The sequence below is a fragment of the Mariniradius sediminis genome, assembly GCF_021491425.1.
Classification (GTDB): domain Bacteria; phylum Bacteroidota; class Bacteroidia; order Cytophagales; family Cyclobacteriaceae; genus Mariniradius; species Mariniradius saccharolyticus.
In genome coordinates this window covers 133152-149829 of record NZ_JAKEVZ010000011.1, presented here as the reverse complement: position 1 = coordinate 149829, position 16678 = coordinate 133152, and the positions used below count along the sequence as shown (strand labels likewise).

The window sequence follows — 16678 nt, the reverse complement described above, 5'->3', positions numbered from 1 at the left end:
TCCAAATCTTATGAAAGCTACCTTCATCTCCATCATCGCTGGATTGGTCGGATTCCTGACTGGACCGCTTACTACGAATCCCAGTGCTAGGAATTATAACCAAGCAATCCTTTGGCCGGAAGGATTTAATCCCACCGAGAGTAAGTTTTATGTGGAAAACGAAATCGAAATCGATGCCTCGCCCGAGATCGTCTGGTCTATCCTGATCGAAGCGGAATCATGGCCCAATTGGTACGTGGGAGCAAAGGATGTCAAAGTCACAGGAAAAAATTCCCCATACCTGTCTCAGGAAGCGAAATTATCTTGGAAAACCATGGGGCTAAAATTTGACTCCGAAGTAAAGGAGTTTGAAAGCAATCAGAGACTTGCCTGGCTTTCAGACAAGAAAAGTATCCAAGGCTACCATGCTTGGATCATCACGCCCACGGAAACCGGCTGTCGTGTCCTCACCGCAGAGACACAAAACGGTTGGTTGACTTTCTTTGAGAAAACCTTCCAACCCAAAAAGCTCCATCGGCTGCATGACATTTGGCTGGCTGCATTGAAGCAAAAAGCTGAAAGTGCGCAACCATAGATTGAAGTTGATCGGAATTGATCGAAACCTACCACCAAGCAGCTTCTTTGTAGGTCTGCTTTTTGGTAGCGCGTTCCCGGTTGTACAGACGAATGAACCTCCCGTCAAGGACTTTCAACCTATATCCCAACAAGTGGAAAAGCTGTTTGGCGAGGAACTTAGCGACTTTTCTGTCCACCCGGAGTATTTCCTTTTTCTTGTTTCCCCAAGAAACTCCGGGAAGCAAGACAAGCAGATTGTCAAATTTGAATTTCCTCAAGAAGGCGGACAGGTTGAGAAAGAACCTCGGGACCTTCCGGATGACGAAGAATCCCTCTTTCCCTTGGCTTTGATAAAGGGGCATAAAAATATGGGCATCTTGGGGAAACAAGATTTCGTGACCTTGGTGCAGTGCCACTGGAGTGCCTTTTTGGACCGTCTGAAAACTCTCAAATCCCGGCCGCATCCTGAATACCTCAAATTCCGCCACCTTGTACACTTCGATGATTTCAAAAAACGAACCCTTGTCAAAAGCCGGATGCTGGAGTGTCCGATATGCTTCCTGCGAGGAAGCAGGTCCATCAACCTGAAATATCCCGGCAAACTCCAAACACAACTGGGAAAATGCCTTGCAACGCTCGATGGACTGTGGATCCTGGTGCTGTCCCCCCTCAAATCCCAAGGCGACATATCCCAGTTCATTGACATAGCTCAGCAGTGGTCCCGTCAGGTATTCCTCGATCCCAAGGATGATAGGAACTGGAAAGAGCGCCGCAAATTTACGATTTGCAAGCGCGTCATTGATCGTCATAAACGGGGCGGATTTGCCGGAAGTCGTGTGCAGGTCAAAGAAATAGAAAGGACCCGCCGAGGCATCAATTACCTCCTCGAGAAAATCCAAAATCTCAAGCATTTCGTGCTCCTCTTCCAGTAGGACCGGTTTGATGCGGATACGTTGAATCGCCTCTTTTGTCCAAAGTCGATTCAGGTCCTCATCCAAATACCTGCTTTGCTTCTCCAGCGCCCTGATGTTTCCGCGGATCCCGATCACGCGTCCCTTCAAATCGTTTTCTCTCGGGGATAACGCTGCGAATAACCGCTCCAGGGCTGTTACACCTGCGGGTTCGTTTCCATGAATGCCCGCGAAAAATATGGCCACAGGTCCTTGCTTTCGGCTTCCGATATCCCCGATAATCCTCAGCGGACTTCTCGGAGGAAGTTTATCTTTTACCAAACGATGGAGTGCCTTTTTCATAGGTCTTTGGAGGTGATGATACCTATCAGTTTGCCATCCTCCACGACAGGAAGGGAATGAATCCCAAACTCATCCATAAGCCTTTTCGCCTCCTCCGCAGATTTGTCGGCTTCAATGGATACCAAAACCCGCTTCATGATTTCCCTCACCGGACGGACAAGATTGTTGGGCGTTTCGGAAATCTTAGCCAAATCAGTCGAAGAGATCATCCCCAACAACAGCCTGTCGCCATGCACGATTGGCAAATGATTGATATTTTTCCATTTCATGATATGCACCGCCATCTCGATCGGATCGTACTCATCCAAAGTGAAGATATCGGTATTCATTACGTGCCTCACCCTCAAAAATGGCACAGAGGAACTTTTTCTCTCCGGAAGCCCCCATTCCCCGATCGGGCTCCCTTTTTCCTGGTTCGAAAACATCAATTCCGTAAGCAATTGGTTGGCCTCGTGCCGCTTTTTGGTCTTTAGTAAATGTCTGAAGCTTTTGGTGGTCCATTCGGCACCGTTGTGGGACTCGATTCTTTTTTGGATAATGGCCAAATATAAATCCGCCTCTTGGACAGCTACGCCCACACTTAACAATCCCTTCTTGGCCAAGGGCAGCATTACTTCGGACACCAAATCCCTTGCAGTCCAGACTTTCCCATCCCATTTCATGGGAGCACTCAGGCCGTATCTGGCGGCGGCGAGAAAATTGGTTTTGACGTCCTTGAAATCCATCATTTCATGGATGTTTTGCATGTCAGCAGGCATTCCTTTCATCAGTCCGATCCAAAACGCCAAGTTTGCGACTTCATCCACAATGGTCGGCCCCGAGGGAATGTACCTGCATTCGATGCGCAAGTGGGGTTTTCCATCGCCGACCCCAAAACAAGGCCGATTCCATTTGTAGACTGTGCCGTTGTGGAGACACAGCGCCTTCAGCTTTGGAATTTGACCTTCTTCCAATAAACCAAAGCTGTTTATCCCAAGATCAGCCGTGAGAATTGCCTTGAATCTTGCGATCTGATCCTTAAACACGTCAGCGACAGACCCGGTGTGCCAACCGTTATCGAAACTGACCCGGGCTTGACTATCGTTCAGCAAATGGGAACTCGCCCTTACGTCTACACTCTGGGCGAACAATGCGAGGCGGGTTTCCTGCCATAATTCTTTGCCGAAAAGCAGGGGAGAATTCACGGAGACAGCCAAAACCGGTGCTGAAATGGCATTTGCCCAATTCAACATGGAGACAAACTCGGCAGGGGTGGTTTGGAGGTGGATTTGAAAACTCGTGTTACAGGCCTCCAGCAAGACAGAATCGTGTGAAATGGTAACTTCATCCAAGCCTTGGATATGGATTTGAAAATCCGAGCCGCGGGCATTCCTTGCTGCTTTGTTGAGGATGCCATAACGTTCTACCGGAGTCAGGTATTCAGAACGGGTATGGGCTTGTGTCAAAGTCGGCAAAATCCCCGTCAGGATGAGCTTTGAACCCAACTCAGATGCCGCTTGCTGTGCCTTTCTGATATGGGCCTCCAAATCCTCCTTTACCTTGCCTAGGCAATTCTTACCCAATTCAACAGGATCTAGGTTGATTTCGAGATTGAACTTTCCGATTTCCGTGGTGAAATGGACGTCGTCCAGCTTGGCGAGCAATTCCTGTGCACGCGGGTCAGGCATATATTCCCCATCGACCAGAAAAAGCTCCTGCTCTGCGCCGATTCGAAGCGGTGCAGTTTCAACCAAACCTTGATCGAGCATATATTCCAAAGCCCGCACGTCCTGCATCAGGCGATGTAGAAACTCGGCACGGTCTTCGGGGCCCTCCAGTGCCCTCACATTGTGTACACCCATAATTGCTCCTTCCTGAACAATTGAAAATTATGGATAAAAGAAACCAATAATTATGAGCAAAGTCACTTAACTGCTTGATAAAAGCCATGAATCCACCAAATTGAAAGGGAAGATTTTATTTAGGGAAAAGATTGAATAATGTATTCCGGACTCGATCGAAGCCTTTCGGTCGTTTTTGACAACTGACTTGTTCCTTTCGACGTATTAAAACCGTCAGAAAGGGTACATGAAGTAATCCTAGCCTTAGATATTTTGTTCAGAATATCCTTACTCAAACAGGAACCATGCAGTTTAGTAGATAAATCTCAAAGCATAAAAAACCAAGCCTATGAAAATTATACCGCTTTTTACAATGCTCTTTTTCGCTGCCCTTGGCACCCATGCACAAAGCGAATTAAGTGGAACACCTAATTCCGCACTTTTCCAAAATAATAAATTGAAGCTTGCTTTTTCGGATACCAAACAGACCCAAAACGTGGTGCTATTCGAAAGCATCCAACCACTTAGCAATGCCGATTCGCTTGTTAACAAAATCATCCCCCTGAGCACCGTTCGGGCCGAAGAAATCGTTTACATCATGCCCATCAAAGAACTCGAATCAGACTCCCGCATGCCCGTGCACGTTCCAAATCCAGAAATCCATTATACCATACTAGACAAAAAATTGGGCGGGCTTGTCATCGATCCGCGTAAGGATTGAATAGCACCTAAGCGACAGTAATCGTCTTTTTTAGGGTAAAACCATCCTTTAGGTTGCCAGTGACAGAGTCTGCCATGTTGCCTGCGAGGCTGTTGCGGAAAAGTCCGTCGTCGGCATTGGGTGTGTCCTCTTTTCCTTTGTAACCCTGAGTGGAATAGACTACCGAAGTACTTGATTCGGGAAACGCTACTTGGGTAGCAAGAAGGGATTTCCCATCCTTGATCACCTCGACATGGATATGCGGTGCCCGGCCCGGATACCAACCCGGAAAAATGCTGATGAAGGAAACCTCACCGTTTTGGTCTGTCGTCTGCCTTCCGCGGAGAAAGGAGACGTTTCGGTAATCGGCCTCCTGCAGGCGGTTTGCACCGTATTCCGAATAGTTGCCGTCCGCATCACAATGCCAAACATCCACTTGGGCACCCGCAATGGGCTTACAGTCTTCACTTTGGTCTTGGATTTTTAGATTGATCAGCAGAGCGACTCCCTTTCTGTCGGTTACGATATTTGCCCGCATCAATTCCGTAGGCGTTTTGATCGGAAACGGGCCTCTCATTTCCGAAGGCGTTTTCTCGCAAGCGGCCAGATCATCCAACTGCGGGTTGGCAGGACCCTGTCCCACGATCGTATGGGGTAGCGCCACAACGCCACCAAAACCAGCCAATGTTTTTTTGATAAAATCCCGCTTTTTCATGGTCTTCTGGGTTAGGAATAGTGGGGTAAGTTAATGATTTTCAGTTACTTTTTATCTGTACCCAGAATAAATGAAATGTCCTACTTCTTCATTCCAAACTCATACACGATCTCATGTCGGTAAGTCTCGCCAGGATTAAGTCTCGGAGATGGGAAATTAGGCTGATTGGGTGAATCGGGGAAAAACTGCGGCTCCAGGCACATACCAAAATTCTTCCCATAGGTCACCCCCCCCGTGGTTTGCTTTCCATCTAGAAAATTGCCGGAGTAAAATTGGACACCAGGCATGCTGGAATAAACCGTCATCGTACGGCCCGTTCCTTCATGGACCAATTCAGCCATCTTTGTGAGTTTTCCATCGTGTTGCTTCTTGATTACAAAATTATGGTCATATCCGGCTCCCGTTTCAGCAATACGCTCTCCAATCAAATGCGGAGTGCGAAAATCAAACGGGGTTCCTTCCACGGGAGCGATTTCGCCGGTCGGAATCAAGCCCGCATCGACAGGCGTGTAATGCTCTGCGAAAATGGTCAATTGATGTCCCAGGATGTCTTCCTTCATTCCCGAAAGGTTGAAATAGCCATGATGGGTCAAGTTGACGATGGTCGGCTTGTCGGTGGTGGACTCCATGGTGATGGAGAGTTTGTTTTTTTTGTCGAGTATGAAGGTCATCGTCGTGTTCAAATTGCCAGGATAGCCTTCCTCTCCATCTACACTGAGGTATTCCATCTTCACACCGACAGCATTTTCCAAGCTATCGATGACAGAGGCCTTCCAAAATTTCTTGTTAAACCCTTGTAGCCCGCCGTGCAGGTGGTTGGGACCATTATTCGTAGCCAACTGGTACTCCGTTCCATCGATACTGAATTTGCCTTTGGCAATGCGGTTGGCATAGCGGCCCGCAGTCGCACCAAAAAAATAGCGGTCGTTGATAAAATCCTCCACTTGGTTGTAAGTAAGCATGATATTTTCGGAATTTCCGTCTTTATCCGGCACCAGGATACGGGAAAGAATGCCTCCGTAATTGGTGAGCTCGACCTCCATCCCGTTGCTGTTTTTCAAGTTAAATACCTGGGCGTCTTGGTCTCCCATTTTGATGTTGCGAACATTGATTTCAAAGTTGATCGTCTCGGTCACGGCTTCTTTTGGTTTGGGTTGGCAGGCAATAACAGCCAAAATGATGAAAATCAGAAAGCTAGTTTTGAACATGGTTTGACTGGGTTTATCAGGTAAAATAAAACTAAATACTCGAATTTCATCCCATTTTTAGGATCAAATCACCCTGCTCGATTTGGATGGCTTCATTTTTGAATTTTAGTACCAAAATCGAAATTCAATATGAAAAAAATTATTCTATTATCCCTTACTGCAGTCGTATTTACTGCTTCCTGCGTATCGAAAAAGAAATACGTGCAACTGCAAAATGACCTCATGAAATCCGAAACAGCGTTGGCGGAGACGAGGTCCGAGAAGGAAACCTTAGAAGCTGAAAATAAGGTTCTTGAAGAAAAAATGGGCCGTATTGAAGCCCGTGTTAACGAGTACAATGCAAGAATCAATTCCCTAAAAGCTGACAATGATGCGAAGTTCAGCTTGGAAGGAAAAACCCCTATGTCCAACATCACTAGGGAAAAACTGAAAGCGACTTTGGCTAACGTCGATGCTGCGGAATTGGCCAATGCCAAGACCTTGGAGGACTCCATCAACCTGGCTATCGCGCACAACATGAAGAAATCCATCACGGACGGCAGTGCCGAACAGGATGAAGATATCCAAATCGATATCGACAAGACCGTCGTGATGATCAATGTATCCGACAGGCTACTTTTCAACACCGGTAGCTACCAAGTTTCCAGAAATGCAGATGGGCTTTTGAAGAGATTGGCAGAGGTAATCAACGCCGAGCCTTCCCTGGAAGTGATGATCGAAGGACATACGGACCCAAGGACGATCCAAACCGGCGTATTGCAGGACAACTGGGATCTGAGCGTAAAGCGTGCAACTTCCATCGTCCGCATTTTGCAGGACAAATATGATGTTGCACCGGAAAAATTGATTGCCGCGGGCCGTGCAAGTTACATTCCGCTCGTCGAAAACGACTCAAAGGAGAATATGGCCAAAAACAGAAGAACAAGGATCGTCTTGATTCCTGATTTGGATAAATTCTTCGCGATGATTGAACAAAAAAATTGATCGGAAAAAGCCCTAGTACTTATTTATCTCTAACACAGATCTAAACACTAAAAAAGCCGGTTTTGCCGGCTTTTTTGTTTTCCTAGAGTTTGGAATCATTGCTGTGTGCCCATGGGATTCTCCGATTCAAAAGATTCAAAAGGATAAGTCCGTGGCAATACTTCAACTCCCGTAGTCAGTTTAATGGGCGCCTGTCCAGGAAATGTGATTTCCACAAAATAGGCAGTGTACCCTTTTTCTGGCTGCTTCATGGCGATCTCGTAAGTACCTTTTTCATTGACCAAAATCTCGGTAGACGTCCACTTTGGCCCCAATACGTCGATTCTGAAATCCCTTGCATCAGGGTTGGTCGCAGACCAAAGCTTGATAGAAGCAGGCTTTTGATTCGGGTCTGTTTGGACGAGTATCTTGTCCCCCTCGATATTCCATGAATAGGAAGGTCTCGTGGCCTTGTTAAGGACGGAAGCGTAGAATGAGATCATGTTTGGCAGCGCGTCAGACTCCCGAAGATCATGTCCAAAGTTGGGGACGTATTGCAGGTGCTTTTCGCCGGGGAGGCTATCCCAATAGAACTTCCAGCTGTCCGGGAGAAAAAACTGGTCCCCTGCGGCATTGATCAAGAGCTTGGGTTTGTTGGCATAGGCCTCCAAAAAAGAATATGGCTCGGTAATCTCCAACAGGCGCTCGTACTCGGCACTTCCCTGCCAGTCCATGATTCCCTCCCGCTCATAATCTTCGACCGCAGGCGCCCAGAATCCATAATTTCTCCAATGGTGCTGAAAGGAAGGTTGGATATTGAGCAAGTCGATCACAATCGGAACAAAAGCCACTACCCTGTCGTCGACCGCCGCCGTGGTCCACGTGGTCCAACCACGTTTGGATGCGCCAGCGACCACAAATTTGTCCAGGGTTTTACCCTTTTGCCCAGCCACTTCGGTCGCGACATCCATGGCCAACTTCACGGCTTTGGTCATCGGCAGCCTCGCCAACCAAATCGCATCTTCATCCTTGGCTCCTCCTTCCAAAAACTTCCTCCAGCCATAGGCAATAATGGCATCCTCATACCGCTCGCCGAAGGTGTCATTCGCAAATACGACCGGCTGGAAGGGCACGTTGTGGATTTCTGCCACGATCGAGTTGGTGCGTTGCGCTGTCTCTAGAACCAAAGCCGCCGGTTCGGTTGGCATCTTCGAATCCTTGCTACCACCCCCAATCCACATCAAGCCCGTTTGGTGGGGTGTATCCTTGGGAATCACAACAGAGACCCAATGCCACCACTCCGTTTCGTTGACAATATCTTTCGTAAGCCAATTTTGGGATACCATTTTGAGTACTACATAGTCATAGGTTTCCGTAGAGTTGCTGTGGACCATTTCATAGCGAAAGTCGGGGTCAGGTGCGTGGACATAATCCTTAAGCAACGTCATTGACCTTTCGGCCAACGGCTCAGACATGATTTCCTTTGCCTGTGGCTTGCATTGGCTAAAAAGTAGTATCGCAGCAATCCAAATCAGGATGCCAAAGCGGGACAGTTGAAGTTTGTGTTTCATGGGTTTACCGTTGTATGAATTGGGAAGTTAAGATAGGAAAAAAAGGTTTGCTAAGGTAAAGATCGAAATCAGCTAATCATTCCTTGGATCATCATTGCTTGAATAAGGAATCGTAGGTAGCTCAAACTATTGATTTATATAAGGTAGACTAGATAAAAATTAACTTTTTATTATTAGTTTCAAATGTCTATTTCCAGCAACAATCCTCATCCGACTACAGCCATGATGTATTCCAAATCCGATCTCAGAAACCTGACCTACAAAATCAACGGCGCTGCAATCGAAGTCCACAAGCATCTCGGGCCGGGATTATTGGAATCAATTTACCACGAATGCATGAAGCACGAGCTTCGGCTTCGAGGATTAAATTTTCTTTCGGAAATGAACATTCCGATCCACTACAAAGGCATCAATATGGCGACTAATCTGCGATGCGACTTGTATGTGGAAGAATGCATTGTCGTCGAGTTGAAGTCTGTGAAGGCAGTCGAACCGTACGACGAGGCTAAACTTATGACTTACATGAAACTTCTGAATGCGCCAAAGGGAATCATGTTCAATTTCAATGTAGCACAACTTTACCCAGACGGACAAAAGACCTACGTGAATCAACTTTTCAATGATTTGGACGAATGAGTGAGGCTTAGAATACGAACCACAAAAGCGACAAAAGAAGACAAAAGAATTCAAGTCTTTTTTTTTGCTTTTTGATCTCTTTTGTGGTTAAAATCACCTTTCTCGTTCCATGCGCCGACGCCAAGTGGCATTTTCGGAATCTCCATTGACTCGGGCGAATGAGTGGGGTTTAGAATTCGAACCACAAAATCGACAAAGGAAAACAAAAGGCACAGGAAACTTTTGATCTCTTTTGTGGTCCAAAATTCACTTTAGTCCATTGCCCTATCACGAAAAACCCTCCCCGCTTGTTTGATGATTTTGAGGAAGGATTCCAAACAAAGTCAACCACAAAAGGGACAAAAGACAACAAAAGAATTCAAGCCCTTTTGATCTATTTTGTGGTTAAAATCACCTTTCTCGTTCCATGCGCCATCGCCAAGTGGCATTTTCGGAATCTCCATTGACTCGGACGAATGAGTAAGGCTTAGATTACGAACCACAAAAGCGACAAAAGAAGACAAAAGACGCCTGAAACTTTTAATCCCTTTTGACCTCTTTTATGGTTCAAAATCAGTGGTAAAGGAAAAAGGCAAAAACCCGGCGAGTCGATGTGACTCCACAGGTTTTTGCCTTCTCCAAAGCTAAAATCGTCTAATTACTATTTCAAATACAGCTGGTTGAACAGCATCTTGAAGGTATTGTGTGCCTGGGCGCGGAAGGTTATTTCAGGACCGAAGGCATAGAACTTACCTTTTCCGATCGGTGCCTCAAAAGCCACCACCCCATTTTTCAAGTAACCTTCTCCCCATGCCCAACCGGATACCAAAGGAGAATCTGTCCCAAACCAAGCAATGGGCTTTACACCTTGAATCGCAGCACTTGGAGCCAAGGTAAACACCGGGCTGTTGTTAAACACCATATTGGCTGTGCTGCCCATGCCCCAATTGGCGGGGCTGCTGCTGTCCAATTGTGCCTTCAGGATACTTCCCGGTACGTAAAACTTGTCTCCAGGAAGCGGCCTTTCACGACCATCTTGCAGTTTTTCCACAAGGGCATTGCTTACTGGAAGCCCCAAATCGAAGGCAAAAGAAGTACTCGCGCCGACCGCAACGACATGTCCTCCGTCCTCCATAAACTTCTTCAATTGCGGTACCGACTTGTCTTTGGTCAATACACCCAGCAACTTGTGGTATTGGGCATCGATGTCTTCAGCTTTTGGCATACCGCCCCAACTTCTAATGGTGCCGGGCGCACCTGCACCGATGAAGAGGATTACATCATATTTTGATTTCAGGTTTCCGTTGTCGATCTCCTGCGAATAGATGACCTGGAAGGGGAAATGATACTGCTCCATCATCCAGCGCACCCAACCCGATGGCATGGAGCCGCCGTAGTGGTCAAACAAGGCGATCCTTGCAGGTTTGATTTTCACTGATCCAGAAGGTCTTGAAGATGCGACCATCTTCACGCCAAATTCTTTCGCAGCCTTGTCCAAAACCGCCTTGCCTCCCGATACATGGAAACTTCCTGCGGGCATTCCAGAAGTCGCAGATGTGGTTCTATAGACATCCACGCCGGATTTCAGCAGGTCATTGACGGCAATGAAGGCATTGTTTGCCCGTGCATCGATCAAGAATCCAGATCCACTTGGCAACTTACCTGGCGCAAAAGCCTGCACCTGTCCATAAGGAATCGCCTCAAACGGTCCGTCGAAACCTTCCAAAATCCTGTCAAACTCCACGCCCATCTGCAGGGCCAAGGACCAGCCTGCAGCATCGTAAGGACGGATCGGAGGTCCTCCCGGATATTGGAAGTCGTTGGGGTGATCCTGCGGCTCAAACATATCCAAGACATGTGGACGGAATGCCTGGGCCGATTTGACCACATAGGAACCTGCTGGATAGTTTTTGCCATTGACTGTGAATGCGGCTGAGGCTTTGTGCACTTTGATGCCAGATTTGATCAGGGCATTGACAAATCTCGTGGCAGTGCCAAAATCCGCTTGGTCTGCAGGGAGGATATACCCTCTTGGATCACGCAGATTCGGATCGCGGAATACCGAATCGAAGAACTGCACAGGCAGACCTGAGCGCATGCCATAATAGGCCATCTCAGGGTCATCAGCGCTTTTCCTTTCCTTCGACTTTTCAAAGGCCGCCTGTACCGCAGCGGATCTTTTTGGATACTTGGTCCAATGATCCATGTTGCCGCGATCGATGCTGTTTTTACCCATTTTGTAAAAATTGTAAAGCAAGGCATCGGCATTTCGCGAAGCGAAATCCAAAATGGCCATGTTGAGGGAAACCGAATAGTCGATGGACTGCTTGAAGCTCCACTTCTGCGGCTCAATCGGGAAAGGAGTAGCATGTGTCGGAATCAGGCGCTCGGGTACCAAGGGAATTTCCGAAGGAGTCGGACCACCCGTAATTTCGGTCAAAATCCCGATCATGTTGTGGAAATACGGCGTAGTGCGGAGGCCACCATTCCACCAAGAGGAAAACACAGAACCACCCAAACGGGTATATCCGGGCCTTCCCTCGGCATTGAGTCGGTTGATCATCGCGGCGCCGACCCCATCCAAGGAGGTCATGATCAGGGGATCAAAGACATGGTTGAATGGATCCCTGTAAGGTGGGCCCGCAACGACGGTACCCGCAGGGGAGGTCTGATGGTGGTTGTAGATGATCTGGGGAAGCCACTCCACATACTGCTGCAGGGAAGTATTGGTGGTTTCCTTCATGTTCATCATGAAAAAGTCCCGGTTGTTGTCGTGGCCGACGTACTTTTGGTACATGTAGGGCGTGTTCATGTTGCGTTTTTTCAGATCCGTGGGACCCATGTACCAATTGGTGACTATCTCCTGACCATCGGGATTGACTTGGACCATCAGGATGATCAGGTCATCGAGAAACCGCAGGATCTCGGGATCATTGCTGCTTACCAATTCATAGTAGGTCGGGATGAGCTGGTGCGAACCTACCGTCTCCGTGGAGTGCAGACCCCCATCGATCCAAACCACAGGCTTCCCCTCGACGACAAGCTTTTTGGCCTCTGCCTCGCTGATTTCTGCCCGACCAAGGAGTTGGGAGATTTCTTTGTAGCGGTCGAGCTTCTTGTGGTTCTCGGGGGAAGTGATGATCATCATGGGCATCTGCCTGCCCTCTTCCGTAGGCCCAATTTCCACAAATTTGACCCTGTCGGAGAGTTCCGCCAGTTTCCTGAAATAGGCGTCCGTGGCCGTGTAGGTGGCCAGTTTGTAATCCTCCCCGATCTCAAATCCAAAGTGCTCTTTGGGAGTGGGGATGCGCTGCGCAAAACTCATGGACACGGCCAATGCCCAAAGCCATGCCGTGAGGAAGTAGTTTTTTCTCATTTTAGTCCGGTTGATGCTATTTCCCACAAGTTAAGCCAAGTTGGCAAAGCACCCAAAAGTCCGACCGTGATCGGACATAATCGGGTTTGATTGGTTCTCTGTTACGCTTAGCATTTTGTAAATTTGTCAAAAGCCTATTTTCAAATTTCCCGGCAAACAAGAAGGAAGATTTACTGTTACCATTAACAACATTTATACTATGCAAAAACTCATTCTTTACCTGAACCTAATCCTGATCGGATTATTGGGCTTACCGACGGCTATGCCTACGGAGAAGCCCTTGGACACCGATATCACGCTATGCCATACCGGCCCTTCCGAGATGCTGGCATTTGTGGATGATCCGGAATTTATGAAATTCCACCCTGCACCACTCGCCATGGACTTTGTAGGCTTGGGGGAAATGACCTCCTTCCCTACTCCGGATGGCAAAACCGCGAGCGGCTACCTGATCAAAGCCTCCAAAAAATCGGATCAATGGCTCTTTGTATTCCAGGAGTGGTGGGGCCTCAACGACCAAATCAAGGCTGAAGCCGACAAATTCTACAATGACCTTGGCGGCAAAGTCAACGTGATTGCCCTTGACATGTACGACGGCAAGGTCACCAGCAATCCCCAAGAAGCCGGTGGCTACATGCGCGGTACGGACGAAAAGCGCCTCGAAAGCATTGTCCTCGGTGCCAAAAACCTGGCAGGCAAAAAGGCCCAGATCGCCAATGTCGGGTGGTGCTTTGGCGGGGCTTGGTCCCTGAAGTCTGCCCTACTGCTTGACAAACAAAACGTGGGTTCCATCATCTACTACGGCATGCCCGTACGCGATGTCGAGCAACTCAAAAAGCTGAATTCCGATGTATTGGGCCTTTTTGCGACAGAGGAGTATATCTCCAAGACCGTGGTGGAGGAGTTTGCCGCAGCGATGAAAACGGCCGGAAAAGACCTCGAATACAAGATTTTCCCGGGCGTGCACGGCTTTGCCAACCCGTCCAACCCCAAGCATGACCCTGCACTGACCAAGGAAGCTTATGGCATGGCCTTGGCGTATTTGAAGGGGAAGTTTGAGTGAGAGATTTAGAAAATTGGAAAATTGGAAGATTGAAAGATTGAAAGGTTAAAAGGTTAGAAAGTTAAAAGGTTGGAAGATTGAGGGGTTGGGATTTTCTGGCTGGAGACTGAGAGGAAAAAATGGAAGACGCCTCCTGCCCAAAAGCAGGAAGCCTTTTTTTTGATACTGGGAATAGATCCAGTTTCCTGAATACGGCAGGTTTTCTCCTGTTATCGCACATCGAAAGCACATTGCCCAACTGGAGATGGACTGGACATGCACTGGGTATGGACTGGAGAAAGACTGGACAAGCATCGGGCGGGAGTCGGGTGGTACTGGGATGTCACTTGGATGATGGTGGGGTGATTGTGGGGTGAAGGAGGAACCAAGTACAACGTACTAAGTACCAAGAAGCAGAGCGGTTGCTTTAGCATATGCAGAATTCCAAAAAGGAATAATGGCCCTTCCTAAGGTGGGTAGGCATAGACGTCGAATCACGAGTTACGCTCAATAAGGAAGTCTGTAGCATTCGGGCAAGGAAGTTTTGCCGACCGAAAATCAACCCGCGAGAATGCTCAACAATTGCCTGCCAACAACCGAAGGATTTGACCAAGTTAAAAGCCCAATCGATGAATTGGATGTTTAGACTTTTAGGTTTAAGTTTAGATAATCGAAAAACATCCGCTACAGTTGTGTGCAGCCAGTTCGGGCATGTAATTAACTGACGAGTTATAATCTAAAAAGGCATTTTGAATCATGGATAACCTAAGAGTAACAACCAAACTGACATTTGAGGACTTTAGAAAAGTAAACTTCTACTTTCTTTACAGGAAGACTGGAACAAAAGTCTCTTTGGCAATTGGGGCAATTCTTTTACTCATAATAGGTTTCAGTTACCTTACTGAGATGCCTTTCTTTAATCAGTTTCCGGCTATTCCCTTTGCATTGGCTCTTGCGATGACGATTCTTCCACCATATTCTGTATTTCGAACCGCTCGAAAAAATTATGAGTCGAATAAGATCATTAATGAAAAGATTGAGTACGAATTCGACAAAGACCAAATTTCAATTTCCGGCGAGTCATTTCACTCTAAGTTTTCGTGGGACAAAATATATGAACTATCGACTACAAAAAGTTGGTTTTTGATTTGGCAAACACGACAGGTTGCGAACGTTATTCCAAGACGTGACATCAGCGACAATCAGATTGAAACAATCAAAGGACTTGTCAAAGATATCCCACAATTAAAAAAGAGCTTTAAATAGAAAACATCGTGAGCTGACCGTTTCGACTGACCTTAATGTGAATGATAGACTAGGTAATGATTGAGTAAAATAATTCGTCAGAGGACAACTACTAGTTAAATTTAAACTGTCGACAAAACGGCCAGCGCCCAGTCGGGTAGACGGCTTCGCCAGATTTCTCTGAAGAGCTGCGCCCTCCTATGACCTAAGGTAGCGCTTGGAATACAGGCCTCACGTCCTTCCCTGTATCCCGGTCACCCACAAAAATGTCGTAAAGAAAGTTTATCATTCGACGATGAAGGATTTTTCCGCTTTTGGAAGCCAATTGAATTTGTTATTTTTAAGTGTGGGTCTGAAGCGTACCCGAATCCGAATTGAGGCGATTGAATTTTCTGACCTAGATCTGGTACCCCAAAAACTTAAATCCTTAAGAAACTATGGGAGTTGCATTTTTTACGATCGTCCTCCTACACGCCCTGATCCACCTGCTCGGATTTATTAAAGGTTTTGGCTTCAAGGAAGTACGTGAATTGAGTCTTCCTATTTCGAAACCGATGGGTGTGGCTTGGCTCGCCGCGGCTATTTTCTTGCTGGCATATGCCATTCTCTTTTTGGACAAGGTCAAATACGGCTGGATCATTGGACTCATCGCAGTACTTGCATCCCAGGTGCTGATCATCCTGTTTTGGAAAGATGCCAAGTTTGGCACAATTCCCAATGTCATCATCCTCGTTGTCTCCCTGGTACAAATGGGGCAATATAGATTCGATCAAATAGTCCAAGAAGAAAGGGGGCGGATATTGAGCGACAACAAGCAAAATATTACCCAAACTCTGAGCGAAGAAGCCATCCGTGATTTACCGAAAGCGGTCAAAAACTGGCTGCGGCGGTCGGGCGCAATCGGAAAACCCTTCCAAAGCCTTGGAAAAGTGGTGCAGCGAGCCGAAATGCAGATGAAACCGGGCCAGGATTGGATGAAAGCTTCCGCGCTTCAGTACACGACGATCGATAAGCCCGGATTTATTTGGACGGTGGATGTTCGGATGAACCCTTTATTTGGCTTCCGCGGCAGAGACAAGTTCGAAAACGGCAAAGGCGAAATGCTCATCAAGCTGAATTCCCTGGTAAATGTGGTAAATGCGCAAGGCGAAAAGTTGGACGAAGGCTCTCTTCAGCGCTATCTCGGCGAAATGGTTTGGTTTCCATCCCTGGCCCTCAGTCCCCATGTACGCTGGGAAGCGATCGATGACACTTCGGCCAAGGCGACGATGTCGTTTAATGGAACCGAAGGAAGCGGGATTTTCTATTTCGATGTAAATGGAGATGTGAAAAAGTTTGTGGCTTGGCGTTTCCAAGGCAGTAAGGAAAATGCGCAGCGGCATGAATGGGTCATGGAAATTGAGGATTTCGGGGTCTTTGAAGGTATCCGGGTGCCTACGAAAATGACCGCAACCTGGAAACTCGATGCGGATGAATGGACCTGGCTCAAGTTGGAAGTCACTGAGATTCGGTACAACGAGCGGGCCAAGGAAGGAGCTTGGGATTGAATTACGTGCTGGCTGGTATTGATAGTGGTCATTTGGAAGTGAAAAATTTTGGCTCCTGAGAAGAGGTC

14 protein-coding genes are annotated in these 16678 nt (G+C 47.4%); 8 read left to right on the top strand and 6 right to left on the bottom strand.

All coding sequences use genetic code 11. The features are described from left to right. Nucleotides 1-10: 10 nt before the first annotated feature. Nucleotides 11-574, top strand: coding sequence for an SRPBCC domain-containing protein (locus L0U89_RS14820; RefSeq protein WP_234862230.1), 564 nt, complete (start codon nt 11-13; stop codon nt 572-574). Between the two features lie 28 nt (nt 575-602). Here L0U89_RS14820 and L0U89_RS14815 read toward each other — a convergent pair whose 3' ends face one another. Together L0U89_RS14815 and L0U89_RS14810 are read right to left on the bottom strand one after the other, a co-directional pair. Continuing rightward, complete coding sequence (locus L0U89_RS14815) at nt 603-1808, bottom strand: succinylglutamate desuccinylase/aspartoacylase family protein (RefSeq protein WP_234862229.1); 1206 nt, start codon at nt 1806-1808, stop codon at nt 603-605. Beyond that, a complete protein-coding gene (locus L0U89_RS14810) occupies nt 1805-3649 on the bottom strand; it encodes a glutamate-cysteine ligase family protein (protein ID WP_234862228.1) in 1845 nt (614 codons plus the stop codon). The genes L0U89_RS14815 and L0U89_RS14810 overlap by 4 nt, the downstream gene beginning before the upstream one ends. A gap of 328 nt (nt 3650-3977) precedes the next feature. Between L0U89_RS14810 and L0U89_RS14805 the strand changes: the two genes are divergently transcribed. Beyond that, on the top strand, nt 3978-4349 hold the full coding sequence (locus L0U89_RS14805) for a hypothetical protein (protein WP_234862227.1): 372 nt from the start codon (nt 3978-3980) through the stop codon (nt 4347-4349). Nucleotides 4350-4356: 7 nt separating this feature from the next. Here the strand turns inward: L0U89_RS14805 and L0U89_RS14800 are convergent, their stop codons facing one another. Together L0U89_RS14800 and L0U89_RS14795 are read right to left on the bottom strand one after the other, a co-directional pair. After that, the gene (locus L0U89_RS14800; RefSeq protein WP_234862226.1) at nt 4357-5043 is read right to left on the bottom strand and encodes a dioxygenase family protein; all 687 of its coding nucleotides are present in this window, start codon (nt 5041-5043) and stop codon (nt 4357-4359) included. 80 nt (nt 5044-5123) lie between these two features. Next, nucleotides 5124-6251 (bottom strand): aldose epimerase family protein, encoded by a 1128-nt coding sequence (locus tag L0U89_RS14795; RefSeq protein ID WP_234862225.1) that lies wholly within the window; start codon nt 6249-6251, stop codon nt 5124-5126. A 129-nt stretch (nt 6252-6380) separates the two neighbouring features. On the opposite strand from L0U89_RS14795, the gene L0U89_RS14790 reads away from it, so the two are divergent. Then, nucleotides 6381-7235 carry an OmpA/MotB family protein gene (locus L0U89_RS14790; protein ID WP_234862224.1) on the top strand — a complete coding sequence of 285 codons (855 nt, stop codon included), beginning with the start codon at nt 6381-6383 and terminating at the stop codon, nt 7233-7235. Nucleotides 7236-7330: 95 nt separating this feature from the next. Here the strand turns inward: L0U89_RS14790 and L0U89_RS14785 are convergent, their stop codons facing one another. Then, nucleotides 7331-8785: a PhoPQ-activated pathogenicity-related family protein gene (locus L0U89_RS14785; protein WP_234862223.1), complete on the bottom strand. Its 1455-nt coding sequence runs from the start codon at nt 8783-8785 to the stop codon at nt 7331-7333. A gap of 183 nt (nt 8786-8968) precedes the next feature. On the opposite strand from L0U89_RS14785, the gene L0U89_RS14780 reads away from it, so the two are divergent. Further along, nucleotides 8969-9421 carry a GxxExxY protein gene (locus tag L0U89_RS14780; RefSeq protein ID WP_234862222.1) on the top strand — a complete coding sequence of 151 codons (453 nt, stop codon included), beginning with the start codon at nt 8969-8971 and terminating at the stop codon, nt 9419-9421. Between the two features lie 640 nt (nt 9422-10061). On the opposite strand, the gene L0U89_RS14775 is transcribed toward L0U89_RS14780, so the two are convergent. Then, nucleotides 10062-12776 carry a M14 family metallopeptidase gene (locus L0U89_RS14775; RefSeq protein WP_234862221.1) on the bottom strand — a complete coding sequence of 905 codons (2715 nt, stop codon included), beginning with the start codon at nt 12774-12776 and terminating at the stop codon, nt 10062-10064. A 199-nt stretch (nt 12777-12975) separates the two neighbouring features. Here L0U89_RS14775 and L0U89_RS14770 point away from each other — a divergent pair, with 199 nt between their 5' ends. The 4 genes from L0U89_RS14770 (at nt 12976) to L0U89_RS14755 (ending at nt 16610) form a co-directional block, all read left to right on the top strand. After that, nucleotides 12976-13839 (top strand): dienelactone hydrolase family protein, encoded by an 864-nt coding sequence (locus L0U89_RS14770; RefSeq protein ID WP_234862220.1) that lies wholly within the window; start codon nt 12976-12978, stop codon nt 13837-13839. Between the two features lie 119 nt (nt 13840-13958). Then, nucleotides 13959-14195, top strand: coding sequence for a hypothetical protein (locus tag L0U89_RS14765; protein ID WP_234862219.1), 237 nt, complete (start codon nt 13959-13961; stop codon nt 14193-14195). Nucleotides 14196-14574: 379 nt separating this feature from the next. After that, a complete protein-coding gene (locus L0U89_RS14760; protein ID WP_234862218.1) occupies nt 14575-15084 on the top strand; it encodes a YcxB family protein in 510 nt (169 codons plus the stop codon). A gap of 416 nt (nt 15085-15500) precedes the next feature. Beyond that, nucleotides 15501-16610, top strand: a complete 1110-nt coding sequence (locus tag L0U89_RS14755) for a DUF6544 family protein (protein ID WP_234862217.1) — start codon at nt 15501-15503, stop codon at nt 16608-16610. The last annotated feature ends 68 nt before the right edge of the window (nt 16611-16678 follow it).